The organism is Streptomyces sp. NPDC093111 (genome assembly GCF_040683955.1).
Classification (GTDB): domain Bacteria; phylum Actinomycetota; class Actinomycetes; order Streptomycetales; family Streptomycetaceae; genus Streptomyces.
In genome coordinates, this window is sequence record NZ_JBFBNW010000008.1 from 85915 (window position 1) to 111691 (window position 25777).

Below are 25777 nucleotides of genomic sequence, written 5' to 3' on the forward strand. Positions count from 1 at the left end.
GGCGGGTCCGGTACGGGCTTCCCGGGCGGGGCGGCGGGGACCGGCGGATCCGGTACGGGGTTCCCGGCCGGCCCGGCGACACCCGGCGGGTTCGGCGGTGCTCTGCCCGGGGCTCCGGGCACGCACGGCGGCACCGGGGGCGGGTTCTCCGACCCCTGGGCGGCCGGTGGTTCGGTCGACGACACCCTGGACCTGCTCTGCGGACTGCCGCAGGACGGCCCCGCCGGGGCCGAGGCGCGGCGGCACGCGGCCGTGGCGCGCGGGCACGGGGCGCGGGCCCTGGCCGGGACTCCGGCGGCGCGGGCCGCCACGGTCGCCGGGCGGGCGGTCCGCGCGGGCGGTCCCGCGCACCGGGCACCGTCCGGGACGCGGGGACCGCGCAGGCCCGGGCACGAGACGGCTCCCCTGCCGGAGCACGACGGGCGGACCGCGCTGCTGGGCGGCCGGCCGCTGGCCGGCGGCGCCCGGCCGCTCGAACCCGCCGCCCGGCCCGACCCGACGGCGGGCGGCGAGCGGGGCTGGACGCCCCGGTCGGCGCCGGCCGCCCCCCCGGCGACGGGCACCGGCCGCCACGCACGCCGCAAGACCCCGCCACCGCCCCCGTCCTCGGCGTCCCCGTCCTCCGGTCGCTTCCTGCTCCGGGCCGCGTTCGTGACGGCGGCCCTCACGGCCGTCGGGGCGGTCCTCGGTCTCGTACGGGACCAGATCCTGGCGCGGTACTTCGGGGCGGGCACCGAGACCGACGCGTTCCTCGTGGCGTGGACGGTGCCGGAGTTCGCGTCGACGCTGCTCATCGAGGACGCGATGGCGCTGATCCTGGTGCCCGCGTTCTCCCGCGCCCTGGCCCGCCGCTCGGGCAGCCTGTTCGGGGACCCGGTCCGGGCCCTCGTACGGACCACGCTGCCCCGGCTCGTCCTGGCCGTCGCCGCCGTCTCCGCGCTGCTCGTCGCCACCGCCCCGCTACTGGTGTCCGCGCTGGCACCGGGGCTCCCGGACCCGCGGCTCGCCGTCGACTGCACCCGCCTGACGGCGACCTGCGTGCTGTCGTTCGCGCTCGCCGGATACTGCTCGGCCGCCCTGCGCGCGCACGGCTCGTTCCTGCCGCCGGCCGCCATCTACGTGGCGTACAACGTCGGCATCATCGGCACGATCCTGGTCCTGCGCGAGCCGTTCGGGGTACGCGCCGCCGCCGCGGGCGTCGCCGTCGGCGGCGTCCTGATGGTGCTGCTCCAGGCGCCCTCACTGGTGCGGGAACTGCGCACCCGGCCGGTGCCGAAGGAGGAGCCGGTGCCGGTGCCGGCCAGCGACGGGCGGCTCCTCGTGCTCGGGATGATCGCGCCGGTCATCGTCTTCGCGCTCACCCGCCAGTCGCAGATCCTCATCGAGCGCTTCCTCGCCTCGCCGCTCCCGGCCGGCGCCATCTCGCATCTGAACTACGCGCAGAAGGTCGCGCAGATGCCGATGATCCTCTCCCTGATGCTGTGCACGGTCAGCTTCCCCGTCATCGCCCGCGCCCTCGCGGCCGGTGACGCGGAGGCGGCCCGCCGCCGCGTCGAGCGGGACCTGCTGCTCGCCGCGGTCGTCGTCCTCGTCGGCGCGTCGACGGTCATCGCAGCCGCGCCGCAGATCGTCGGACTCCTCTTCCAGCGCGGCGCGTTCGACGCCTCCGACACCGCCTCGACCGCCCTCGTCATGCGGGTGTACGCGCTCGGCCTGCTCGGCCAGACCATGGTCGGCGCGCTGGTCCGCTGCTACTTCTCCGCCGCCCGCCCGCTCTGGTACCCGGCCGCCGCCATGGGCGCCGGGCTCGCCGCCACCGGGCTGGCCGGGACGGTCGGCGCCCACCTGTGGGGCGCCGCCGGCATCGCCGGCGCCAACGCGCTCGGCATCACCGTGACCGCCGTGATGCTGCTGCTCGGCGCGCACCGGCAGTCCGTGCCGATCGACGTGCGCCACCTCGGAGAGGGCCTGCTGCGGCTCACCACCGCGGGCGCCTGGGCCACCGGCGCCGGCTGGCTGTGCTCCGTCGCGATCGGCCCGCCCGTGCTCGCCGTCGCCGTCGCCGCGCTCGTGGTGATCGGCGTGTTCCTGCTGTTCGTCGCGTGCGCCGCGAAGGCGCCCGAGATTCCGCCCCTCCCCCGATCCGCCTGCCGAAGGACCCCCCATGCCCGCCGACGTGCTGCGTCGACTGCTGCCGGAGCCACCCCTGTGGGTGGCGATGTACCACTCGATCGCGGACAGCCCCGATGATCCGTACCAGGTGACCGTCTCGCCCGTGCGCTTCGCCCGGCAGCTGCACTGGCTGGGCGACCACGGGCTGCGCGGGGTGTCCGTACGGGAGCTGCTCGCGGCGGCGGCCGAGGGACGGGCCCGCGGGCTGGTGGGACTGACCTTCGACGACGGCTACGCCGACTTCCTCGAATCGGCGGTGCCGCTGCTGCGCCGGCACGGCTTCACCGCCACCGTGTACGTGCTGCCCGGGCGGCTCGGCGGCGACAACGCCTGGGACGTGCTGGGCCCGCGCAAGCCGCTGCTCGACGAGGACGGCATCCGGCGGGCCGCCGCCGCCGGCATGGAGATCGGCTCGCACGGCCTGCGCCATGTCGACCTGGTGGCCCTGGCGGACCGCGACGACGCGGGCCTCGTCGCGGAGACCCGGCACAGCCGGGAGCTCATCGAGGACATCACCGGCGACCCGGTGGACGGCTTCTGCTACCCGTACGGGAAGGTCGACGCCCGGGTCGTGCGCGCCGTCCGCAGGGCCGGCTACCGGCACGCCTGCGCGATCGACCCCGGCCCGCTGAGCGGCGCGTTCGCCCTGCCGCGGGTGCACGTCGGCGAGGCCGACACCTCCTGGCGGCTCACCGCCAAACGGGCCCTGCACCCGCTGCGCCGCCGGCGGCCCGCCGACGTGCTCCCCGCGCAGGGCGGGCCGGCCGGGGCCGTCCTGTCGTGAGCGCGGAGCTGAAGGTGCTGCATGTGATCACCGGCCTGGGCATCGGCGGCGCCGAGCAGCAGCTGCGGCTGCTGCTGCGCCATCTGCCGGTGCGCGGGCGGGTGGTGACGCTGACCAACCCGGGGGCGGTCGCCGAGGGCATCGAGGCGGACGGCACCCCGGTCACCCACCTGGGCATGACCGGCAACCGGGACCTGGGCGCGCTGCCCCGGCTGACCCGGCTGATCCGGCAGGGCGGTTACGACCTCGTCCACACCCATCTGTACCGGGCCTGCGTGTACGGCCGGGCGGCGGCCCGGCTGGCCGGGGTCCGCTCCGTCATCGCGACCGAGCACTCCCTGGGCGAGGCCCAGATCGAGGGGCGCCCGCTGTCGGCCGGGACGCGGGCGCTGTACCTGGCGTCCGAGCGGCTCGGCACCTCCACGGTCGCCGTCTCGCCGAGCGTCGCCCGCCGCCTGGCCCGGTGGGGCGTGGCCCCGTCCCGTATCCGGGTGGTGCCGAACGGCATCGAGACGGGCCGCTTCGCCCACGACCCGCGGGCCCGGGCCATGACCCGGGCGGTGCTCGGCCTGCCCGCCGACGCGTTCGTGGTGGGCGGGGTGGGGCGGCTGGCGCCCGGGAAGCGGTTCGACCGGCTGGTACGGGCGGTGGCCTCGGTGCCGGAGGCACGACTGCTGCTCGTCGGCGAGGGCGAGCGGCGGGCGGAGCTGCTGCGGGTGGCCGAGGAGTGCGGGGCCGCCGACCGGGTGCTGCTCGCGGGGGCGTTCGCGGACCCGCCGGCCGGTCCGGCGGGCGGGCGGCCCGATCTGCCGTCGCTGCTCGCCGCGATGGACGTGTTCGTGTCCACCTCCCCCGACGAGACCTTCGGGCTCGCGGTCGTCGAGGCGCTGGCGGCGGGACTGCCGGTGCGGTACGTGGCCTGTCCCGCGATCGACGACCTGCCGGCGGGCGCGGCGCCCGGCGCCCGCCGGATCGGCGAGTCCGTGCCCGAGCTGATCGGCGCCCTGCGCGAGCTGCGGGACGCCCCGGCCGGGCGGCTGCCGCAGCCGGCGGCCGCCCGCCACTACGACATCGCGCACAGCGCCCGGCAGTTGCTGTCCCTGTACGACCAGGCCGTCCGCGGCACCCCTCTTCCCGTGAAGTGAGAGCTGAGCACCATGACCACGACCCCGCCACGATCCTCCCTCCTCACCCCCGCCCGCTGGATGGTGCTGCCGGCCGCCGCGCTCGCCGGCGCGGTCCTCGGCGGCGGCTACGGCGTCCTGAAGGCCCCGCAGTACGCGGCGACCAGCTACGTCATCGTCGTCCCCTCGGAGAAGTCCGACCCGGCCTCGGCGCTCGGCTTCGCCCAGGCGTACGGGCGGGTCGCCACCGACATCGCGGTGACCGGCGACGCCCAGGTGTGGGCGGGCGTCTCCGCGGCCACGCTGCGGTCCAGTGTGCAGGCCGCGACCTCGCCGGACGCGCCGATGATCTCGATCACGGCCCGCTCGGCGAAGCCCGCGCAGGCCATGTCGATGGCCGACGGGGTGGCCCGCGCGCTGGTCCTCGACAGCTCGCACGTCGCCTCGAACACGGGCGTGAAGGTGGTCCAGTTCTCCCGGGCGACGAAGCCGGTCGCGCCGGTGTCCCCGTCGGCGCCCCTGTCGGCGCTGGTCGGCGCCTGCGCGGGCGGGCTGCTCGGCGGCCTGGTCCTGCTGGTCCGGCCGAAGCGGGCCGCGCGGGCCGAGGCCCGCCACTCGCGGCAGGGCGCCTCGGTGCCGGGGCCGGCCGTGGCGGCGCAGCCGGAACCGGAGGCGGTGTGAGCGGCAGATCCCTGTACGCCGAGGTCTGCCGGGACGGCGCGGAGTTCGGCCGGCTCGGCCCGGAGTGGGCGGCGCTGTACGCCCGGTGCGCGACGGCGACGCCGTTCCAGTCCCACGCGTGGCTGCATTCCTGGTGGCTGTCGTACGGCAGGCCGGGCGCGCTGCGGGTGGTCCTGGTCCGGCGGGCGGACGGCACGCTGGTCGCGGCGGCGCCGCTGATGCGGGCCGCGGGGCCGCTGCCGGTGCTCACCCAGCTCGGCGGCACCATCACCGACTTCACCGACGTGCTCCTCGACGACGGCTGCCCGGACGCGGTGCCCGCGCTCGCCGAAGCCTTGGCCGGCGTGGCGCGCGGCACGCTGATCGACCTGCGCGAGGTACGGCCCGGGGCCGCGGCCGAGCGGGTCTTCGAGGCGTGGCGCGGCCCGCGGCGACGGCTCGCGGACTCCCTCTGCCTGGAGCTGCCGGCCGTCCCGATGGAGGCCCTGCTCGAACGCATCCCCTCGGGCAAGGCCCAGCGGGTACGGGCGAAGCTGCGCAAGCTGGACGCGCTCGGCATCGACGAGCACATCGTGCCCGCGCCCGAGGTCCCGGCCGCCCTGGAACGCCTGCTGACGCTGCACCAGCTCCAGTGGCAGGGGCGGGGGGTGACCGTCGAGCACACCAGCGAGCGGTTCGCCCAGCACCTGACGCGGGCGGTGCGGCCGATGGTCGAGTGCGGCGACGCGATGGTCACCGAGTTCCGGCTCGCCGGGGACGTGGTGGCGGCCGACCTCACCCTCATGTCGCGGCGGCTCGCGGGCGGCTACCTGTACGGCGCCGATCCCGCGCTGCGCGCCCGCAAGGTCGACGTGGCGACGATGCTGCTGCGGCACGGGGCCCGGGAGACCAGCGCGAGCGGCCGGGCGACGCTGAGCATGCTGCGCGGCACCGAACCGTACAAGCACCACTGGCGCCCCGAGACGGTCCCCAACCAGCGCCTCCTGCTGGGCGGCCGGAGCGCGGCCCCGCTGTTGTGGCTGCGCGCGGGCGCGGCGTCGGGGCGGCGCTGGGCGGCCCGGCAGGCGCGGGAGCGGGAGTGGCTGGGACGCGCGCTGGGCCGGCTGCCCGGCCGGACGCCGAACGGCGGCGGAGGATGAGCTCCTCCGCCGCCGCGCGGCCCCCTCACCGACCGGTCAGAAGGGCCAGACCCCCTTCAGGGCGCCCTTCCAGTCGACACCGAGGCCGTTCGTCCAGCTGGTCGAGTCCTTCACGGAGTCCTTCACCGTGTCCTTCACGGACTCCTTCACGGACTCCTTCCAGGAGTCCTTGGGGACGCACACCGGCCCGCCGATCCAACTCTCGACCCATGAACCGAGGTTCACGGTCCAGCAGGTGGGCTTGGGGTCGGGCTTGGGCTCGGGCTTGGGTTCCGGCTTCGGTTCGGGCTTGGGTTCCGGCTTCGGTTCGGGCTTCGGTTCGGGCTTCGGCACCGGAATTGTCGGATCCGGCTTGGGCTCCGGCTTCGGGTCAGGCTTCGGCTCGGGCTTGGGCACGGGAATCGTCGGATCCGGCTTGGGCTCCGGCTTGGGGTCAGGCTTCGGCTCGGGCTTCGGCACCGGAATCGTCGGATCCGGCTTCGGGTCAGGCTTGGGGTCAGGCTTCGGCTCGGGCTTGGGTTCCGGCTTCGGCTCGGGCCTCGGCACCGGAATCGTCGGATCCGTCGGATCCGTCGGCTCCACGGGGTCCGTCGGGTCCACGGGATCCGTCGGATGTGTCGGCTCGGTGGGCTCGGTGGGCTCCGTCGGATCGGTGGGGTCCGTCGGGTCCGTCGGCTCCGTGGGCTCCGTCGGGTCGACCGGGTCCGTCGGCTCGGTCGGCTCGGTCGGGTCGACCCCGTACAGCGTCTGCCGGAACACCTGTGAGGACTTCGGATTGTCGTCGCACTGCCAGACGCCGTGCGGGCAGTAATCGGTGATCGTGTGATACAGCGGCTTGTGCTGCTTCATCCATTCGAGCATGCGCCGCATGTACTCGGGGTTGTCTCCGTTCCGGAACAGGCCCCATTCCGGATAGGAGATCCGCTTTCCGTGCTCGGCCGCGAAATCGACCTGCGCCTGAAGCCCGTAGGGCTCGCTCACGTGCTGGTCGAAACTCGAACCGGCCGGCTGGTCGTACGAGTCCATGCCGATGACGTCGACCGTGTCGTCACCGGGGTAGCACTCCGTCCACGGAACGGCGTCCTTGCCCCGGCTCGGGTTGAAGTCGAAGCGGAAGGTCTGTCCGGGCACGGAGCGCATCGCGGTGACGATGCGGTTCCAGTACTTCTTCCAGGAGGCCGGATCCGGCGCGCACCGGCTGGTGTACGTCGTGCCGTTCATCTCCCAGCCGAGGACGACGACCGTGTCCGGGGCGCCCAGGTCGACCAGCCGCTCGGCCAGCTTGCGGAAGTGGTGGTCGTAGTAGCCGGCGGCGCCCAACTGCAGCTGGCGGCGCACCTCGTAGTCGGAGACGCCGGCCTCGTTGCGCTCCAGCATCGGCACGTTCAGGACGAACAGGCGGTCGGTGCGCTGGTTGCGCCAGTCCGCCCAGGCGTCGAGGAAGCCGGGCGGGCCCTCGATGTTCGACCAGACGTCGCCGGGGAGGTACGTGTGGCCGACCCGGAGCTCGTGGCCGCCGAGCCACCGCTCCAGCTGCGCGATCCGGGCCACCCCGAGCGGACCGGATTCCAGGAAGGCCCCCATCGCCCCGGACAGAGTCGGTTGGGGGTCCCGGGTCGTTACGGATTCGGCGGCGCGAGCGGGAGACGACAGCACGACAGAACCTGATGCGAGGAGACCGGCGGTGAACACCCCCAGCCAGGTTCTCGACGTCCGTCGCTTTCGGTCTGCCATGGCAGCTCCTTCGTCTTCTCACGCGCCACTTGATGGACCGTCAATCTGATACTCCGAAAGTATTCCTAATGAGCCGACCGAGAACTCGGCTTGGATCTGATCAATAGTCCATTAGAGGATTCTTCATCCCCCAGTTGGGGGCACTCGAGACTAAGGACATGCCGTGCCGAGTTTTGACAGCCGCGTCCCCGCGGTCCTTGTGCGGCTCGACCCGAACCCCTTTCATCACGGCACGCTCGGCGCCGCGCGGTCCCTCGGACGGGCGGGCGTCCCGGTCCACGCGGTGGTCGAGTCGCTCGCCAGTCCGGTGGTCCGGTCGCGCTACCTCCACGGCGCCCACGTCCGCCCCGCCGAGCCGTCCCCGGCCGAACTCACCCGGCTGCTGCTGCGCGTCGCGGACCGGCTGCCCGGCTCCTCGGCGCACCCCGCGGTCCTGGTGCCCCTCGACGACATCACCGCCCTGTCCCTCGCCGAGTGCCGCCCCGAGCTCGCCGGGCGCTACCTGCTGCCCGACCAGTCGCCCGAGCAGCTCGCCAGGGTCGCCGACAAGGCCCAGCTCGCCGAGACCTGCCGCGCCCTGTCGCTCCCCCACCCCCGTACCGAACTGCCCACCAGCGCCGAGGAGGCCGCCGCCATGGCCTGGTCGCTGGGGCTTCCGGTGATCGCCAAGTGGAGCCGCCCGTGGCTGCTGCCGCCCGGCGGCGGGCTGCGCAGCACCTCGATCGTCGGCTCGCTGTCCGAGGTCCGTGAGCTGTTCGCGCGCACCCCGCAGGCCGGCAGCCGGCTGCTGCTCCAGGAGCTGCTGCCGGCCGGCCGGGACCTCGACTGGTTCTTCCACGGGTACGTGGACTCCCGGGGCGGCTGCTCGACCGGGGCCACCGGCCGCAAGGAGCGCTCCTGGCCCGACGGCGCCGGGCTGACCGCCGTCGGCCGCTGGAGCGCGAACCCGGCCGTCGACACGATGGCCCGCGAGCTGCTCGCCGCGCTCGGCTACCGGGGCGTGTGCGACCTGGACTTCCGGCTCGACCGGGCGACCGGCGCCTACCACCTACTGGACTTCAACCCCCGGCCCGGCGCCCAGTTCCGGCTCTTCGCCGACCGGGACGGGCTCGACGTGGTCCGCGCGATGCACCTCGACCTCACCGGCCGTACGGTCCCGGTGCACGCCCCCGCGTACGGACGCCGCTTCGTCGTGGAGAACTACGCGGCCCTGTCCTTCCTGGCCTCGCCGCGCCGCCGGTACGCCGCCGAGCCCGGCGCCTCGCGACCGCTCGCCGAACGGTTCGAGGCGGCCTGGTTCGCCACCGACGACCTCGCCCCTGCCTTCGCGATGGTGCGCGCCTGGTGCTCCCACGCCCTGCGCAAGGGCCTGCTGACACTCCGTCGGGCCCTGCGGGCCGGACGGACCCGGCGGCCGGCCGGCATCGGCTCGCCGCCGTCGGCCCGCAACCGCACCGACCAGGTGACCCAGCGCTGACCCGACACCGACCCAGCACCGACCCGGGGCCACCCGGGGCGGACCAAGCGGACGGACCGGCCGGCCCCGCCCCACCAAGCCCCCGGCCCCCCCACCCCCCACCCCTCACCAAGCCCCCCGACACACCCACGACACACCCCCGGCGTCCTCACGGCCGGATCGACGAAGGCGGAACACACGATGTACGACCTGGTGATTGTGGGCGCGGGACCCTACGGCCTCTCCGTGGCCGCCCACGCGGCGGCGCACGGGCTGAGGCTGCGGGTCTTCGGCCGCCCCATGGAGTCCTGGCACGCCATGCCCTCCGCGATGTTCCTCAAGTCCGAGCCGTGGGCCTCCCACCTCTCCGACCCGCGGGGTTCGTACGGGCTCGACGCCTACGCCGCCACCCAGGGCATCCGCGCCGAGCACGGGGTGCCGCTGCCGGTCGGCTTCTTCGCCGCGTACGGCGACTGGTTCGCCCGCCAGGCGGTGCCCGCGCTGGACGAGCGCCTGATCTCGCGCGTCGCGCCCGGCCCCGGCGGCGAGGGCTTCGAGGTGACGGCGGAGGACGGCGAGACCTTCCGCGCCCGCACGGTCGCGCTCGCCGTCGGCGTGCTGCCCTTCATGGAGGTCCCCGGGCCGCTGCGCGGACTGCCCCGCCGGTACGTCACCCACTCCAGCCACCACGGCGAGCTGGACGGCTTCGCGGGCCGGGACGTCACGGTGATCGGCGCCGGGCAGGCCGCCCTGGAGACCGCCGCGATCCTCACCGAACAGGGCGCCACCGTACGCGTCCTGGCCCGTTCGGGGCGGCTGAACTGGAACACGCTGCCGCCGGCGCTCGACCGGGGCGCCTGGCAGACGTTCCGGGCCCCGCACACGGGGCTCGGCTGCGGCTGGCAGAACCGGCTGTACGCGGACACCCCCGGGATCTTCCGGCGGCTGCCCGCCGGCACCCGCGAGCGGATCTTCGACTCGGCGCTCGGTCCGGCCGGCGCCTGGTGGCTGCGCGAGCGGTTCGGCGCGGTCGGGGACGTGCGCCTGGGGCAGCGGGTCACGGCGGCGACCGTGACCGGTGACGAGCGGCTGCGGCTCGACGTGGCGGGGCGGGACGGGGCCTCCGTGGTGGAGACGGACCACGTCATCGCGGCCACCGGTTTCGTGCCCAGCCTGGACCGGGCGGGCGTGCTCGCGCCCGAGCTGCGGGACGGGCTGCGCCGGGTCGGGCTCGGCGGGGCGCCCGAGGTGGGGGCGCTGTTCGAGTCGTCCCGGCCGGGCCTCTTCCTGGCCGGACTGCTCACGGCACCCTCGTACGGTCCGTCGATGCGGTTCGTGTTCGGCGCGGGCTACACGGCCGGGCGGCTCGTGAGGGGCGTGCGGCAGCGGCTGCGGGCCGGCGGGGGCCGGGTGGGCCGGCCGCGTTCGGGCGCCGAGGCGGTGGCCGCCGGCCGCTGACACGACGGAGGCCGGCCCCCGGGAGCGTGGTGGACGCTCCCGGGGGCCGGCCCGTGGCCGTGACGTGGACGTCAGGCGTTGATGCAGGTGTTGAACGCGGTCGGGTTCAGGATGCCGATGACGTTCACGCTGTTGCCGCAGACGTTGATCGGCACGTGGATCGGGACCTGGACCACGTTGCCCGAGAGGACACCCGGCGAACCGATGGCGACGCCCTCGGCGCCGGCGTCGGCCATCGCGGGGGTGGCGGCACCCAGGGCCATGATCAGACCGGCGACGACGGCGGCAGCCTTCTTGCAGTTCATTTCGTCTGGATCCTTTCCTACGGCGAAGACCGTTCTCCGCTGCACACTCCCCAACGAACCTGCCCCGGAAAGGAAACCGGCTTATCGTCGGACTTCCGTCATTCACTCATTCGCTTCCCCCGAATGCGTCGAATCACCGCACGCCGCTCGCTGCTCACCGCGGCCAGATCGGCGTACGGGTGAGCCGTTCCCATTCTCGGTCCGGAACTCCCGGCACCGCGCGACCGGCTTGCATCCACTGCCTGGCCAGCGAGGAGTAGAGAGGGAACGGCTCCCGGTCGACCAGTGGCGGGTCGGCCATATATCGGCTCTTCGGAATGAAGGCCATCCGTTCCCATTTCCCGGGTTCGGGCGTCATATTCGCTCCTTCCGGTGTGGTCCCGGCATCATGACACAGCCTCCGCAGGAGAGTGATTCGCACGCTCCACGTCGCGTCGCGTACCTGTGTGCGAATACGTCCGATTTAACGTTTCTCCATGAAATTCCCCCGCCCAGGACGCCTGCTGCTCCTGTCCACGGCCCTGGTCGCGCTCGGTACCGGCTCGCTCGCGCTGGCACCCGCCGACCTGCCGTCCCCCAAGGGAGGTCTCAACATCCTCGTCGTCGGGATCGACGCGCGTGCGCGCGTCACCCCGGAGGAGCGGATCAAGTACCACATCGGCAACCACGACTGCCGGTGCAGCGACGTGATGATGCTCGTCCACGTCTCCGCCAGGAACGACCGGGTCAGCGTGGTGAGCCTGCCGCGCGACTCGCTCACCGAGTTCCCCGAGCACCGCGACCGGGAGACCGGCGAGCTGCACCCGCCGCACCAGGCCAAGCTCAACGCCGCCTGGAGGGAGGGCGGCCCGTCCTTCGCCATCGAGATGGTCGAGGCGATGACCAAGACCCCGGTGCACCGCTACCTGGAGATCGACTTCCGGCGGTTCATGGACACGGTGAACGTCGTCGAGGGCGTGCCGATCTGCACCAGGAAGCACTTGAAGGACCCGGCCACCGGCCTCGACCTCAAGCCCGGCACCCGCAAGGTCCACGGCGGGGAGGCACTCCAGTACGTCCGCTCGCGCAAGGCCGACGGCCAGGCGGACTTCGGACGGATCAAGAAGCAGCACCACTTCGTGGCCAACACACTGCGGGAGGTCCGCGCCCACCTGTACCGGGACCCGGACTGGATGCGCTGGTTCGCCGAGACCCTGCGCGGCAAGGCGCAGGCGGAGCGGGCGATCAGCGCGCCGGAGCTGCTGACGCTGGCGGCCCGGCTGCGGAACCTCGGGCCGGAGCGGACCGAGTTCGCCACCGTGCCGATCAAGAAGATCAACCCGCTCATCCCCGACGTCGGCGCGACGATCTCGTGGGACGTGCCGTACGCCGACGACATCTTCGCGAAGATGCGCGCCGACAAACCGCTGCCGAAGCCCAAGCCCAAGCCGCAGAGTCAGACCCCGCTGGGCGAGTACAGGCCCGCGGGAGGCAAGTCCCTGCTCTGCGACTGACACCCCCGACCCGCTGGGCGGCGACGCTCAGCGGGTCAGCGCGCGGGCCAGCTCGGCCGGGTCCGTCGTCGGCGCCTCGCAGGCGAAGTGCCGGCAGACGTACGCGGCGGCGCCCTCGGCCACCAGCGGACGGTCCTTGAGCAGCGGGAACTCCGCGCTGTCGGGCGGGCCGAAGGCAAGGACCGCGCCGGGGGTGGTGGCGCCGAGGGCGGTCCGGCACAGGGCCCGGAAGGTGTCGTCGTCGCGGGCGCCGACCACGGCGATCTCGCGCGGCCCGTCGAGCAGGGCCTCGGCGACGGCCAGACCCCAGCCGATGAAGCGGGGCGCGCGCGGCCCGAGCGCCTTGACCACGCCGAGGGCCGCCTCGGCGGCTGTCCGGTGCGGCTCGGAGCCGGTGTGCGCCGCGTACGAGAGCAGCGCTCCGGCGGCGGCGGTCCAGCCGGACGGGGTCGCGTTGTCGGTGGGGTCCTGGGGGCGCCGGATCAGCGGCTCGGCGTCGTGCGCCGTGTCGTACAGCGCGCCGCCCTCGGCGGTGAACTGGTCGAGGACGATGTCGAGGAGGAAGCCGGCGAACTCCAGCCAGACGCCCTCGCCGGTGACGGAGGCGAGCGCGAGGAAGCCCTCGGCGACGTCGGCGTAGTCCTCCAGGACCCCGGCGTTGGCCCCGGCGTGGCCGTCCTTGGAGGTACGGGTGAGGCGGGCGGTGTCGTCGAGGTGGAGGCGGACCAGCAGGTCGGCGGCCTCGGTGGCGCGCTCGACCAGGTCGGGCCGGTCGAGCAGGGCGCCGGTCTCGGCGAGGGCGGCGATGGCGAGGCCGTTCCAGGCGGCGACGATCTTGTCGTCGCGGCCGGGGCGGGCCCGCTCCTCGCGGGCGGCCAGCAGCCGCTCCCTGATCGAGGCGATCCGCTCGCCGTCGGCGACCCCGGCGTCCTGCGGGAGCTGGAGGACGGACGAGCCGTGCTCGAAGGTGCCCTCCTCGGTAACGCCGAAGTAGCGGGCGGCGTACGCGGCGTCGTCCGCGCCGAGGGCGTCGGCGAGCTGCTCCGGGGTCCAGGCGTAGTAGGCGCCCTCGACGTGCCGGCCCGATCCGTCCCCGGCGGCGCTGTCGGCGTCGAGCGCGGAGGCGAAACCGCCCTCGGGGGTGCGCAGTTCGCGGACCATGAAGTCGGCGGTCTCCAGGGCGACCCGGCGCGCGAGGTCGCTGCCGGTGGCCCGCCACAGGTGGGCGTACACCCGGCAGAGCAGCGCGTTGTCGTACAGCATCTTCTCGAAGTGCGGCACGACCCAGTCCCGGTCGACGGCGTAGCGGGCGAAGCCGCCGCCCAGCTGGTCGTAGATGCCGCCGCGGGCCATCGCCTCGCAGGTGTCCACGGCCATCTGGAGGGCGCCCTCGGCCCCCGTGCGGGCATGGTGGCGCAGCAGGAACTCCAGCACCATCGACGGCGGGAACTTGGGCGCCCCGCCGAACCCGCCCGCCTTCGCGTCGTACTCACGGGTGAGGCCGAGCAGGGCCTGCGCGAGCTCGGGCTCACCGGGAACGCCGTCGCCACCGTGGGCGAGGGAGCGGCCCGCGAGGTCCTTCACGATCCGCGCGGCGACCTCGGCGACCTCGCCGCGGCGCTCGGCCCACGCCTGCGCGACACCGTCGAGGACCTCGGGGAAGGACGGCATGCCGTGCCGGGGCTCGGGCGGGAAGTAGGTACCGAAGTAGAAGGGCTCGGCGTCCGGCGTGAGGAACACCGTCATCGGCCACCCACCCTGACCGGTGGCCGCCTGGACCGCCTCCATGTAGACGGCGTCGACGTCCGGCCGCTCCTCACGGTCCACCTTCACGGCGACGAACCGCTCGTTGACCAGCGCCGCCGTCTCGACGTCCTCGAAGGACTCATGGGCCATCACATGGCACCAGTGGCAGGAGCTGTAGCCGACGCTGAGCAGCACCGGCACATCGCGGCGCCGGGCCTCCTCGAAGGCATCCGCCGACCAGGGCCACCAGTCGACGGGGTTGTCGGCGTGCTGGAGGAGGTACGGGGAGGTCTCATGGGCCAGTCTGTTCGGCATGTCCCCATCCTTGCGCATCGGGGGCCCATACGAAGGAGCCCGCCCGCGCGCCACGAGTGGGCGGAAAGCGAACGGGGCACCGATACTGCGAAGCGAGCCCCGTTCCTCGCAGGTCGAATGCGAGGAACGGGGCCGCTTCACACGAGAGGCAGGCGTCAGCCGCCGACGTTCCCGTTCTGGGAGAGGACCTCGCCCAGGATGTGCGACAGAGCGTCGTCGCCCTTCTGCTGCACGGAGTTCTGGGTGCAGGTCTGGTTCGAGATCGGGTTGCCCAGGACGTCCTGGACCGCGATCGGAACACCGATGAGGGCGCCGATCGGGACCTGCGCCTCGATCTTCTGGACATCGAAGCAGTGCAGGACGCCGCCGTTGATGAGGCCGAAGTTCGGGCTCATGTAGCCACCGGTGGAGTTGCTGCCGATGGACTGCTTCGACTGGTTGCCGATGATGTTGGCGCTGCCGCCGTCGTTGCCGGCAGCCATGGCCGTCGACGCACCCATGCCCACGACGGAGGCGGCAACCGCAGCGGTGGCAAGAACCTTCTTGATCACGAGATCTTCCTTCTTGAGCTCGATGGCCCGGAACTGCTCCGTTGACCGAAGCGACCTGATCAACTGCCTCGGGTGGGATTGGTTCCGGGGCGTCACCCGGACGCGGTATTCAGCACATGAACGCCATCGGACGGGAGGTCGACGCGCAGCCGTTCGGATGATCGGCGCCGGAGCCCGATTCCCTTGCGGTCACTGGGCTTTCGCACCACTCCCTCGCGCCGGCGGGCGTCCCGCAGGACACTTGTCCTCGGACTGTTCGGGCCGGATCTTCCGGCGGGCGAAGGGGGACGCGCATGCGGGACAGCCACCGGAGCGAGGCCGAGCGACTGTGGGAACGGGCCGTGGCGGAGGAGGTGCGGCGTTCCGGGGGCCGCGTCGACCAGGACGCGCTGCTCGCCCGGGGCCGGGCCGCGCTGGACACGCTGGCGGCCTCGGCGGCGGAGGAGTACGCGGACTACCTGCGGGCCCTGGAGGAAAGGGAGAGGGGATCGGCGGCCGCCGCTCCCCCCGCCGGGCTCGGAACACCCGCGGTGGTCACGGCCGTCGCCGCGGCCGCCGCGGTCGGCGGCGACCTGGCGCTGGGCACCGGCGCCGGCACCGCGTTCGGCGCGGGCGCCGTGGTGGCGGTGGCCGGAGCGGCGGCGACCGCCCTGAAGGCGGGCGCCGGACGCCGGGCGGCGGCGCACCGCAGGGCCGGGGACCTCGGCCGGCCGGGCGGGGTGGAGCAGCTGCGGCTGCGGTGGCTGACGGCGCTGGAGACCCGGGGCGTACGGCCCTTCCTGGAGCAGCAGCGGGTGCTGCTCGGCACGGCGGGGCAGCCGCCGCAGAAGGTGGTCGAGCGGCTGCGGGGCGCGGACCGCAGCGCGGCGGCCCGGCGGCGTACCGTCCTGGAGCAGTCCTTCGGGCATCTGCCGGAGCCGGCCGGGCCGTTCGCGGGGCGGCGGGCCGAGCTGGCGGAGATCACCCGGTGGGTGCAGGCGGGGCGGGCGTCGACGACGACCCGGCCGACGGTGGTGATGCTGCACGGGATACCCGGCTCGGGCCGTACGACGCTGGCGGTGCGGGCGGCGCACGCGCTGCGCGACCAGTTCCGCGGGGCGTGCGTGGTGGACCTGCGGGGCGGAGCGACGCGCGGCGAGAAGCCGCTCGCCACCCGGGAGGCGCTGCTGCACCTGCTGAACCGGCTGGGCGCGCCGCGCGAGCAGCTGCTGTTCCGGGAGCGCGCGTCGGCGGAGCAGCAGGTGCGGCGGCTCGCGGAGCTGTACCACCAGCATCTGACGGGGCTTCCGGTGACGGTGGTCCTGGACGACGCGGTCGACGCGGCGCAGGTGCGGACGCTGCTGCCGGAGCGTTCGGACAGCCTGGTCCTGGTGACCTGCCGCACCCCGCTGGACCTCGGCGCCGACGTGCCGGCCACGGTGCACGCGCTGCCGGTGACGGCGCTGGACGAGGCGGGCGCGGAGGAGCTCCTGGGCGCGGCGGAGGGCGCCGGGGAGCCGTACGACGCGGAGGGGCTCGCGCGGGCGCGGGAGTTGTGCGGCGGTCTGCCGCTGGCGCTGCGGGCGGCGGGGGCGCTGCTCGACGGGCGGGCCCCGCACACGGTCGTCGACCTGCTCGGCGCGGCCGGCGCGGACGCCGGTCCGGTGGAGCGGGCGCTGGCCGCCGGGTACGCGGCGGGCCTCGACGAGGACGGGCGGCGGCTGCTGCGCCGGCTGCCGCTGGCGGGGCGGGCCTCGCTGGGGGCGGCGGCCGCGGGGGCGCTGCTCGGCGCGCCGGGCGCGGAGGGGGCGCGGCTGCTGCGGGAGCTCGCGGCGGCCGGACTGCTCGACCACGTGCGCGGGGAGCGGTACCGGCTGCACGACGCGGTGCGCGGGTTCGCGGCGGCGCGGCTGGTGGAGGAGGAGGACCAGGCGGAGATCGCGGCCGCGCAGGAACGTCTGATCCGCAACTACGCGGAGCTGGCGGACGCGGTGATCCGCATGGTCGACGGGAAGATGTCGACCCGCGCCGACCGCTTCGGCGGGCACGGCTTCGGTTCGCTGGACGCGGCGCTGCGCTGGCTGGACGAGGAGTCCAGCTTCATCACGGCGACGCTGCGGCACGCGGAGGGCGTGGACCAGCAGACGGTGCTGGACCTGCTCGGCGCGCTGTGCGACTACTGCCTGCTGCGCGGCGACCTGTACCGGCTGGGCGAGATCAACGAGCTGACGGACGCCGTGGGGCAGGGGCTGCTGTCCCGCTCCGTCCAGTGGCGGACCGGTATCGCGGCCCGCCAGCTGGGCGAGCTGGACAAGGCCCGCACGACGCTCACCTCGGTCGTCTCCCTCTATCAGGAGGCCCATCAGGACGCCGGGGCGGCGCTCGCGCTGTGCTCGCTCGGCATCACCCTCCACCACCAGGGCAACCTGGCGGAGGCGGCGGCGCGGCTGCGGGAGGCGCTGGTCCTCCAGGAACCGGAGTCGCTGGCCGCGGACCGGGGCTGGACGCTGCACGCGCTGGCGGCGGTGGAGCGGGACCGCGCCAACCTGGCGGAGGCCCTGACGCTCCTCGACCGGGCGCTGGCCCTGCACCGGGAGAGCGAGTCGCTGCACGGGGAGGCCTGGGCCCACTTCCAGCTGGGCCAGGTGTTCCTGCGGACGGGCGAGGTGGCGCGGGCCGAGGACGAGCTGCGGCTGGCGCTGGACCGGTACGGGCGCACCCACGACGGGCGCGGTCAGGCCTGGGCGCTGACCCAGCTGGCGCGGGCCCGGCTGGTCGACGGGGACGTGGCGCCCGCGGTCGAGGGGCTGCGGCAGGCGCTGTCCCGGCACCGGGAGCAGGAGGACGCCCGCGGCGAGGCGTGGACCCTCTACTACCTGGGGCACGCCCTGGAGGAGCGGGGCGACCGGGACCAGGCGGTACGGGAGCTGGAGCGGGCCCGGACGATGTTCTCGCGGATGCGGGACGTGTACGGCCTGGCGTGCGCCCGCCACCACTCGGGCCGGGTCACCCGTGACCAGCGGGCCGCCCAGACCGGCAACCTCCGCAACTCCGGCTTCGCCCGCCAGCTCCTGATGGACGCCCGCGCGGACTTCCGCCGCATCGGCGTCGCCCACGGTGAGGCGTGGACCTGCCTGGAGCTGGCGATCGTGGACGCCGGCAACAACCGCACCGCGCAGGCCCTGGACCTGTGCGAGGAGGCCACCCGCCTGTTCGCCACGTACGGCGACCACCGCGGCACCGACTGGGCCCGCTTCCTGCGCTGCACCCTCCTCCCGGACCCCGACCGCGCCCGCGAGGAACTCACCGCCCTCACCACCACCCGCCACCCGTCCCGCGACCCCCGCCTGGACGACTGCGCCGAGGCGTACGCCCTGATCCTGAAGCGCGGCACCCCGCGCGACACGGGCTGGCAGGCCTGGGACCTGGGCATGGTGCCGGGGCGGCAGGCGCGGGAGGTGATGGGGGTGTCGGTGGAGGTGGGCTGAATGCGTCCTTGTACCCGTGCGAACGGGGCTGCGATGCTGGGTGGTTGAGCGGTGCGGGGCGGCGGGAGGGGGCTCGCGTGGAGGACGGCTCCTTCGTGCGGGGAGAGGAACGGGCGCGGTTGCGCGACGAGCTCCGGCGGCCGGGAGGGCCGCGGGCGCTGGTGCTGTACGGGGAGGCGGGGGTCGGGAAGACGGAGCTGGCCCGCCGGATCGCCGAGGACCTGTCCCGCGACGGTGTCCACCACCAGCACTGGTCCGCCTGGGCCGATGTCACGCTGGTCCGGCTCTTCGGGCAGTTGGGCGCGTCGCGGCGGGCGCTGGTGGATCTGATGGCGGCGGAGGACGCCTCCTACCCGGCCGTCTGGGACGCCGTCCGCGCGCGCCTGTTCGAACTCCCGGGAAGAGTGGTCGTGTTCGACGACATTCCCGCGCCGCAGGCGGCCGAGCAGCTGCTCGGAGTGTTCGCGGAGACTCAGGTCACCGTGGTGTTCACGTCGCGCGCGACCTCGGGTTGGGAGACGCTGCCGGGGTGCCGGGCCCATCAGGTGAGGCCGCTGGACGCCGAGTCGTGCGCGGTGGTGGCGGGGCGGCCGCCCTCGGAGGCGGGGGCCGTCCTGGCCGCCACGGGAGGCATGCCGGCCCTGGCGCGGATGGCGGCCTGGCGGGACGGGCCGCTGCCGCCGCACCCCGCCGCGCTGGTGCGCGCGGCGCTCGACGATCTGCCTCCTGGGACGCGGCAGGCCCTGTGGACGCTCAGGAGGTGGGGGCTGGAGCGGTTCTCGAGGGAGACGCTCGGCCAGCTCGACGAGCACGCCCTCTCCTTCCTCCTCTCGTCCGGGCTCGCCTGGAACGCGGGTGCCGGCACGTACGTGCTGCCATCGGCCGTGAGCGACGCCCTGGGGGTGTCGGACACGCCACGGGACCAGTCGCTGCTCATGCGCGTCCGGCTGGCGAGCGTGGACATCACCGGCGCCCCGCAACGGCAGCGGCTGGGCGACGAGTACCTGGATCTCGCCTGCCGGAACGTCGACGTCCTGGACGACGACAAAGTCGGCAGGCTCGCGGCCGTGCGGCTCCTCCACCACCAGGTGGTCGCGCTCAAGTGGCTCGCCGCCCATGGCGTGCGCACCCCCGCCAACACCCAGCAGTTCGTGGCTCCCGCGTGCGCGGCGGCGGCCCGCGAGGTGGGCCGGATGGAACGCGCGGGCGTGGAGCTCGACACGCGGTTCCCCGGCCCGGAGGAGGGTCTCCTCGCGCATGAGACGGGCCGTCTCGACGAAGGCCTGACGCTGCTCTCCGAGGCCGAACGGGCCAGCGGGGCGGACGGGTTCCAGCTGACGACGATCCGGGCGTCGGTCCTGACCGACCAGGGGTATCCGGCCGAAGCGGCCCGGATGCTCCGGGAAGGCCCCGCCGACGCGCAGGAAGGGGGCCGTGTCCTCGTCTGGCGCCAGATCGAACGGGCTCGGGCCCATCTGCTCCTCGGTGAGCCGGAGTGGGCCACGGGCATCCTGCGGGACGCCGCCGACGGTGTCGTCGCCCAGGACCGGTACCGCGTCGGTGCGTGGATCACTCTTCAGGAGGGGCGCGCTCTCCTTCAGCAGTCGAAGGCCGACGAGGCGATGCGCCGCTTCCGCGTGGCGCTGGAGCAGCATCGCGCCGTGGAGGACGCCCGGGGCGAGGCCTGGACCCACCACTACATGGGCCTCGCCATGGCGAGGCGCGGGATGCTCGGCATCGCGGAGGCTGAACTGGCGAAGGCCCTCACGCGCTTCCGCGGCCTGCCCGACACCTTCGGGTGGGCCTGGACCCTGCATCGGCTGGGGCTCATGAGGCGCGACGCGGGAGACCACGACACGGCCGGCCTGTACTTCCGGGACGCGGCCGCGTTGTTCCTGACGGCCGGTTGCCCGCACGGCACCGCGTGGTCGGAGCTGGAGCTGGCGGCACTCGGCGCGCGGGACGGTGCCGGGCACCTCGTCTCCGCGATCGAGGCATTCTCCCGCCTCCGGGACCGGCTGGGCATGCTGTGGGGCGCGTACTTCCGTGCGGCGCTGGCCGAGCCGCGCGGAGCGGCACCCAGGGATGTCCTGGCCGCCCTGGAGGACTGCGGCCAGGTGACCCGGTCGGACGTGTCCCGGCAGATCCGGACCTGGCGCCGGCCCGACCCGGTCCTGCTCCTCGTCCCCGATCGCACCCGCGACACCGTCCTCCTCTCCGACACCGATCCTTTCGGCGGCGCCTGTCACGTGAGCCTGACCCTCCTCGACGGCCCCGGCACCGTCGTCCGGCTCCGCGTCGTCCCCGCCGCCGGCCACCCCTGGGCCGGCAGGCGGGAATCCCTCCCCTGGCTGTCCGTCGTCGCCACCCCTCTCACCGGCTGCGCCGTCGAGCCCGTCACCGCGCTCGTGCGGCCGTCGCCGGATCCCGGGCTCGGGGCCGAGTTCCGGTTCGCGCCGCGACGGCCCGGGCTGCACCGGATCCGGTTCACGATCGCGGACGAGGCGACCGGGACGGTGTTGCAGCAGGTGGAGACCGAGATCGACATCGTGGACGCCGACGGTGAGGACCTCTCGGCCGCTCCGCATCCCGAACACGTCTGGGGGGCGTGACCGTTGCCCACCGAGTTGCCCGTGCGCGTCGTCCAGGACCCGAGCCGCCGCTTCACGCTGCTCGGCGGCCTCGCCGCGCCGAGACCCGATGTGACCGTCGCCTTCGACCTGTGCGGGGACGACCGGATCCGGGCCCGGCTGTACGGGCCGGGCGTCCCGGCCCTGCAGGGCACCGAGCACAAGGCCGACCTGCCCGTGAAGCCCGCGAAGGTCAAGGCCGCGGCGGCCCGGCTGGCCAGGCTGTGGAAGGAGGTGTTCGTCGACCACCGGCCGCCGAGCCCCGACGGCCGCCCGGTGCCGGGACGCCCCGAGCAGCCGTACGCCACCCTGACCGACCTGACCTCCGAGCCGCTCGACGAGCTCCGGCCCGTCCTCGACGAGCTGGCGCACAGCGGCTGCGAGCTGCTGTACGGGACGCTCCTGGAGGGCGAGGGGCACCAGGTCCGGTTGTTCCGGGAGTTCCTGTCCTCGGTGCTCGCCGACGAGGGGCTGCGGATCCGGTTCGACTCGGACCTGTTCGTGCCCTGGACGCTGATGTGTCTGCGCCCGGAGGACCTGCCCGCGCCGGCCGACGGGCCGCCGGGGCTCTTCGACCGGTTCCTCGGCTACCGGCACCAGATCGAGCAGACCGGCGGTTCCTACCCCTGGCTCGGCGAACGTCCGGCCCCGGCGGCTCTTCCCGTGGTGAGCCTCAACCACGACACCGGCATCGACCGGCACAAGGCCACCCGGGCCTCCGAGGTGGCCGCCCTGCTCGCGCAGGACACCACGTTCGTGGAGCGCACCCAGGGCGTCGAGCTGGCCGCCGCCCTGTCGGATCCGGCGCTCGGCGACCAGGTCATGTACTTCTGGTGCCACGGCGCCTTCCACGCCGACGGGCCGGAGCCGCCCGGGCTCGCCGTGCGGCTGAGCGACACCCGGATCGTCGACGCCCATCTCGTACGGGAACGGCGGCGCCGGTTCGGTGAGGACACGCCGTTCCAGCCGTTCGTCCTGCTCAACGCGTGTCATGCCGGGGTACCGGCGGGCGAGGCGGACCGTGCGTTCCTCGGCCGCGCGCTCATCGAGCACGGTGCGCGCGGGGTGCTGGGGCCGCTGATCGAGATGCCCCAGGTGTTCGCCGCGGAGTACGCGTACGCCTTCTTCGACCGCTATCTCGGCGGGCGGGAGACGGCCGGGCAGATCGCCCACGCGCTCGCGCGGGCCTTCGCGGACGAGCACCTCAATCCGCTCGGTCTCGCCTACGCGCTGCACTGCGGCATGGACACGCGGCTCGCACGGGCCCCGCTGGCCGCCACCGATCAGGAACAGGGAGTCGCGGTATGAGCGCGGACGTCCAGGTGGTCGACCTCGACGGGACCGGCTGGCTCCTCGACGCCGGCGTGCCCGTCCCGGCCGGGCGGATCGGCGACCACTTCGCCGAGGTCCTCACACCGCCCGCGTGGGCCACCGACGTGTTCGTCTACGTGCACGGCTGGAAGACCAGGCCGGAGTCCGCGCTCGCGGCCGCGCGGCGGCTGAGCGCGCTCGTGGGCGAGCAGTTCGCGGCGCGCGCGTCCCTGTATCCCCGGCTGAGCGGCGACTTCGCGCCCTGGACCGTCCTGGTCCGCTGGCCGTCGCGGGAGGGGTACCGCACGACACGGGACCGGGCCCATTCCGCGGCCAGGGCGCCCGAAGGGCATGCCGCCCGGGTCGTGGGACAGCTTCTGGGATATCTCGACGCGTGGCGCGGCGATACGGACGGGGCGCCGGTGCTCGCCACCCGGGGCGGGCAGTCCTTGCACCTGGTCGGGCACTCCTTCGGCTGCCGTTTCCTGTGCGAGGCCGTGCAGTGGGCGGCCGACGGGGCCTCGGGGGCGACGCTCGGATGGTCCCGGCAGGGTCCGGCGAACCGGCCGTTCACCGTCGACAGCATGCTGCTGTTCCAGATGGCCGCGCCCCGGGACGCCTTCGCGACCACGTTCACGGCGCTGGCCGAGGCGCCGCTGCGCGGCCCCGTGGTCGCCACGTACGCGGAGCGGGACTGGGCCACCGGGATCTGGCACCGGCTGGCCGAGAAGCGTCGCGGCATCGGCAGCCAGGGCATCGGCACCGCGCCGGAGCCGGTCTCGGCGATCCGGATGAGGCCGGTGGACGCCGCGTATCCGCGTGCCGCGCTCGACCACCGGTTCGTGAGCGTGGACGCGGGCGAGGTGTTCGTGGCGGGGCGCGGACCGGCCGGGGCGCACTCCGACCACCTGCGGGCGGAGTCGGCGCATCTGCTGCTGTCGCTGGCCGACCACTGCCGGCCCTGACCCCGGCAACACCCGTACGGGCCCCGGCCATGCCGGAGCCCGTGCGGGTGCGTGCGGTTACTTGTCCGCCGGGCCCGTGGCGGGGGTGGCGGGGCCCGCGGTGGCCGGGTCGGGGGTCTCGGTGAAGTCGATCTTGTGCATGTGGCGGTTCATCGACTTCATCAGTCCCCAGACGGCCAGCGCGAGCACGGCGAAGACGACGAACCCGAGGACGCCGGGGGTCACCTTGTTCTTGTCCAGCTCTCCGGCGGCGAAGGGGACAAGCTGGGTCATTGCCAGGTGTGCGCTCATGCTAGGCATTGTCGCGGATGCCCGCGAAGAGATCTTGCTCGGGGAGGGAAGTGGCGACGAGGGACTTGCTGAGCTCGTACTCCTCGGTCGGCCAGACCTCCTTCTGGATGTCCATCGGGACCCGGAACCAGCCGCCGTCGGGGTCGATCTGGGTGCGGTGGGCGATGAGCGCCTTGTCGCGGGTCTCGAAGAAGTCCGCGCAGGGGACGTGGGTGGTGAGGTTGCGCGGCTTGCCGCCGAACTCGTCCCAGCGCTTGAGCCAGTCCCCGTACGGCGACTCCAGGCCGCGCGCCAGGAGGGCGTTGTGCAGGGCCTCCGTGCGGGGGCGGTTGAAGCCCTGGTTGTAGTAGAGCTTCTGCGGCTGGAAGGCCCGGCCGAACTCGGCCTCGGGGTACTTCTCGGTGTCGGTCGCGCCGTCGAAGGCCACCATCGTGATCTTGTGGGTCATGATGTGGTCGGGGTGCGGGTAGCCGCCGTTCTCGTCGTAGGTCGTGATGACCTGCGGACGGAAGGAGCGGATCCGGCGGACCAGCTCGCCGGCCGCGTGGTCCACGTCCGCGAGGGCGAAGCAGCCCTCCGGCAGCGGCGGCAGCGGGTCGCCCTCGGGCAGGCCCGAGTCGACGAAGCCCAGCCAGTCCTGGCCGACGCCGAGGATCTCGCGGGCCTCGTCCATCTCCTTGCGGCGGACCTCGTCGATGTTCGCCTCGATGTAGGGGTCGCCCTGGAGCTTCGGGTTCAGGATCGAGCCGCGCTCGCCGCCCGTGCAGGTCACCACGAGGACCTCCACCCCCTCGGACACATACTTGGCCATCGTCGCCGCGCCCTTGCTCGACTCGTCGTCGGGGTGGGCGTGAACGGCCATCAGTCGCAGCTGCTCAGTCAAGAGTCGATCCTCAGTGATTCGTCGCCTAGGGAGGTCTCTATAGTGACGGAATCGGGGGAGGGAAAATTCCGGGCCCCCGGCCGGGGGGCTCCGGCGGCGAAAGGAACGAGCATGAGCGCGGTGCGAGAGCAGCTGCCCGAGGGGCGCTACGGCCGCTCCGCGGACGAGCGCGCCGACCGGAAGCTCAAGATCGTCGGCGCCGTGCTCGGCACCCTGTTCCTGGCCATGATCGGCTGGTTCGGCTGGCACTACGTCGGCGGCACGAAGATCAGCGCCGAGATGATCAAGTTCGACGTGGTGAGCGACACCGAGGTCCAGGTCCACCTGGAGATCCGCAAGGACGCCGACGCCACGGGCGTCTGCACGCTGCGCTCCCGCTCCGAGGACGGCGCCGAGGTCGGCCGCAAGGACGTCCCGGTCGAGGAGGCCGGCGGCCGCCTCGACAAGGTCTACTCGATCCGCACGACCGCGAAGGCGACCAACGCCGAGCTGCTGGGGTGTACGGCGCGGTAGCGGTGGGTAGGGAGCCCGGGACGAGCTCGGGCGGGTCACCACGGTGACCTGGGGCGACGCCATCTTGATGGTTTATGTCCTCCCGCTTTTCGCCACTCATTGTTAGGCTCGTGGTTTCGCCCACCCGGGAAGGCGCATCCTTTCCGTGTAGGGCGATGCTTTGTATTCCCAGTACCTACGAGGAGCACCTGTGACCCAGACCAGCGAGAACGTCACCTGGCTCACCCAGGAGGCGTACAACAAGCTCAAGGACGAGCTTGAGTACCTGTCTGGTCCCGCGCGTACCGAGATCGCCGCCAAGATCGCCGCGGCGCGCGAGGAGGGCGACCTGCGCGAGAACGGCGGGTACCACGCGGCCAAGGAGGAGCAGGGCAAGCAGGAGCTCCGGGTCCGCCAGCTCACGCAGCTCCTGCAGAACGCCAAGGTCGGCGAGGCCCCCGCGGACGACGGCATCGTCGAGCCGGGCATGGTCGTGACGATCGCCTTCGACGGCGACGAGGACGACACGATGACCTTCCTGCTCGCCTCCCGCGAGTACGCGAGCGACGACATCGAGACGTACTCGCCGCAGTCCCCGCTGGGCATCGGCGTCAACGGCAAGAAGGCCGGCGACGACGCCGAGTACGAGCTGCCGAACGGCAAGATGGCCATGGTGAAGATCCTCACCGCCAAGCCGTACAGCAGCTGAGCCGCCCCACCGCGCGCGGCGAAGGGCCGGTCCCCCGAGAAGGGACCGGCCCTTCGTCATGCCCATGCAAT

The 25777-nt window shown here is 73.8% G+C and carries 19 protein-coding genes and 1 pseudogene; 14 read left to right on the forward strand and 6 right to left on the reverse strand.

What is annotated here, in order from left to right:
- The first annotated feature begins 450 nt into the window (after nt 1-450).
- From AB0Q96_RS15515 to AB0Q96_RS15535, 5 genes are read left to right on the forward strand one after another with little or no spacing between them, the layout of a single operon-like run.
- Entirely contained in the window at nt 451-2250 is a 1800-nt protein-coding gene (locus tag AB0Q96_RS15515) for a lipid II flippase MurJ (RefSeq protein WP_365326039.1), read from the forward strand.
- The gene (locus tag AB0Q96_RS15520) at nt 2165-2956 is read left to right on the forward strand and encodes a polysaccharide deacetylase family protein (RefSeq protein ID WP_365325596.1); all 792 of its coding nucleotides are present in this window, start codon (nt 2165-2167) and stop codon (nt 2954-2956) included. Before AB0Q96_RS15515 ends, AB0Q96_RS15520 begins: the two co-directional genes overlap by 86 nt.
- A gap of 8 nt (nt 2957-2964) precedes the next feature.
- Nucleotides 2965-4101, forward strand: a complete 1137-nt coding sequence (locus tag AB0Q96_RS15525) for a glycosyltransferase (protein ID WP_365326041.1) — start codon at nt 2965-2967, stop codon at nt 4099-4101.
- A gap of 12 nt (nt 4102-4113) precedes the next feature.
- Nucleotides 4114-4761, forward strand: coding sequence for a lipopolysaccharide biosynthesis protein (locus tag AB0Q96_RS15530; protein ID WP_365325598.1), 648 nt, complete (start codon nt 4114-4116; stop codon nt 4759-4761).
- Nucleotides 4758-5900, forward strand: coding sequence for a GNAT family N-acetyltransferase (locus AB0Q96_RS15535; protein WP_365325600.1), 1143 nt, complete (start codon nt 4758-4760; stop codon nt 5898-5900). The genes AB0Q96_RS15530 and AB0Q96_RS15535 overlap by 4 nt, the downstream gene beginning before the upstream one ends.
- Before the next feature lie 615 nt (nt 5901-6515).
- On the opposite strand, the pseudogene AB0Q96_RS15540 reads toward AB0Q96_RS15535, so the two are convergent.
- Nucleotides 6516-7634 (reverse strand): annotated as a pseudogene (locus AB0Q96_RS15540) (glycosyl hydrolase); the annotation flags it as partial.
- Between the two features lie 163 nt (nt 7635-7797).
- Between AB0Q96_RS15540 and AB0Q96_RS15545 the strand changes: the two are divergent.
- A complete protein-coding gene (locus AB0Q96_RS15545) occupies nt 7798-9111 on the forward strand; it encodes an ATP-grasp domain-containing protein (RefSeq protein ID WP_365325602.1) in 1314 nt (437 codons plus the stop codon).
- A 180-nt stretch (nt 9112-9291) separates the two neighbouring features.
- Nucleotides 9292-10548, forward strand: a complete 1257-nt coding sequence (locus tag AB0Q96_RS15550; protein WP_365325603.1) for an FAD-dependent oxidoreductase — start codon at nt 9292-9294, stop codon at nt 10546-10548.
- Between the two features lie 71 nt (nt 10549-10619).
- Here AB0Q96_RS15550 and AB0Q96_RS15555 read toward each other — a convergent pair whose 3' ends face one another.
- Nucleotides 10620-10853 carry a chaplin gene (locus AB0Q96_RS15555; RefSeq protein ID WP_365325605.1) on the reverse strand — a complete coding sequence of 78 codons (234 nt, stop codon included), beginning with the start codon at nt 10851-10853 and terminating at the stop codon, nt 10620-10622.
- Between the two features lie 476 nt (nt 10854-11329).
- Between AB0Q96_RS15555 and AB0Q96_RS15560 the strand changes: the two genes are divergently transcribed.
- Entirely contained in the window at nt 11330-12346 is a 1017-nt protein-coding gene (locus AB0Q96_RS15560) for an LCP family protein (protein WP_365325607.1), read from the forward strand.
- A gap of 27 nt (nt 12347-12373) precedes the next feature.
- On the opposite strand, the gene AB0Q96_RS15565 is transcribed toward AB0Q96_RS15560, so the two are convergent.
- Nucleotides 12374-14407: a thioredoxin domain-containing protein gene (locus AB0Q96_RS15565; RefSeq protein ID WP_365325609.1), complete on the reverse strand. Its 2034-nt coding sequence runs from the start codon at nt 14405-14407 to the stop codon at nt 12374-12376.
- A gap of 155 nt (nt 14408-14562) precedes the next feature.
- Complete coding sequence (locus tag AB0Q96_RS15570) at nt 14563-14958, reverse strand: rodlin (protein ID WP_362472959.1); 396 nt, start codon at nt 14956-14958, stop codon at nt 14563-14565.
- Nucleotides 14959-15251: 293 nt separating this feature from the next.
- Between AB0Q96_RS15570 and AB0Q96_RS15575 the strand changes: the two genes are divergently transcribed.
- From AB0Q96_RS15575 to AB0Q96_RS15590, 4 genes are all read left to right on the forward strand, one after another.
- Nucleotides 15252-18425 carry a tetratricopeptide repeat protein gene (locus tag AB0Q96_RS15575; protein WP_365325611.1) on the forward strand — a complete coding sequence of 1058 codons (3174 nt, stop codon included), beginning with the start codon at nt 15252-15254 and terminating at the stop codon, nt 18423-18425.
- Nucleotides 18426-18520: 95 nt separating this feature from the next.
- Complete coding sequence (locus tag AB0Q96_RS15580; protein ID WP_365326043.1) at nt 18521-21037, forward strand: tetratricopeptide repeat protein; 2517 nt, start codon at nt 18521-18523, stop codon at nt 21035-21037.
- Between the two features lie 21 nt (nt 21038-21058).
- Nucleotides 21059-22363 (forward strand): CHAT domain-containing protein, encoded by a 1305-nt coding sequence (locus tag AB0Q96_RS15585; protein ID WP_365325613.1) that lies wholly within the window; start codon nt 21059-21061, stop codon nt 22361-22363.
- Nucleotides 22360-23331 (forward strand): hypothetical protein, encoded by a 972-nt coding sequence (locus tag AB0Q96_RS15590; protein ID WP_365325615.1) that lies wholly within the window; start codon nt 22360-22362, stop codon nt 23329-23331. The genes AB0Q96_RS15585 and AB0Q96_RS15590 overlap by 4 nt, the downstream gene beginning before the upstream one ends.
- A gap of 57 nt (nt 23332-23388) precedes the next feature.
- On the opposite strand, the gene AB0Q96_RS15595 is transcribed toward AB0Q96_RS15590, so the two are convergent.
- Both AB0Q96_RS15595 and mca read right to left on the reverse strand, forming a co-directional pair.
- A complete protein-coding gene (locus AB0Q96_RS15595; protein WP_365325617.1) occupies nt 23389-23622 on the reverse strand; it encodes a hypothetical protein in 234 nt (77 codons plus the stop codon).
- Between the two features lies 1 nt (nt 23623).
- On the reverse strand, nt 23624-24505 hold the full coding sequence (mca, locus tag AB0Q96_RS15600) for a mycothiol conjugate amidase Mca (RefSeq protein WP_365325618.1): 882 nt from the start codon (nt 24503-24505) through the stop codon (nt 23624-23626).
- 111 nt (nt 24506-24616) lie between these two features.
- Between mca and AB0Q96_RS15605 the strand changes: the two genes are divergently transcribed.
- Both AB0Q96_RS15605 and greA read left to right on the forward strand, forming a co-directional pair.
- A complete protein-coding gene (locus tag AB0Q96_RS15605) occupies nt 24617-25018 on the forward strand; it encodes a DUF4307 domain-containing protein (RefSeq protein WP_365325620.1) in 402 nt (133 codons plus the stop codon).
- Nucleotides 25019-25208: 190 nt separating this feature from the next.
- The gene (gene greA, locus AB0Q96_RS15610; RefSeq protein WP_365325622.1) at nt 25209-25706 is read left to right on the forward strand and encodes a transcription elongation factor GreA; all 498 of its coding nucleotides are present in this window, start codon (nt 25209-25211) and stop codon (nt 25704-25706) included.
- Nucleotides 25707-25777 lie beyond the last annotated feature (71 nt).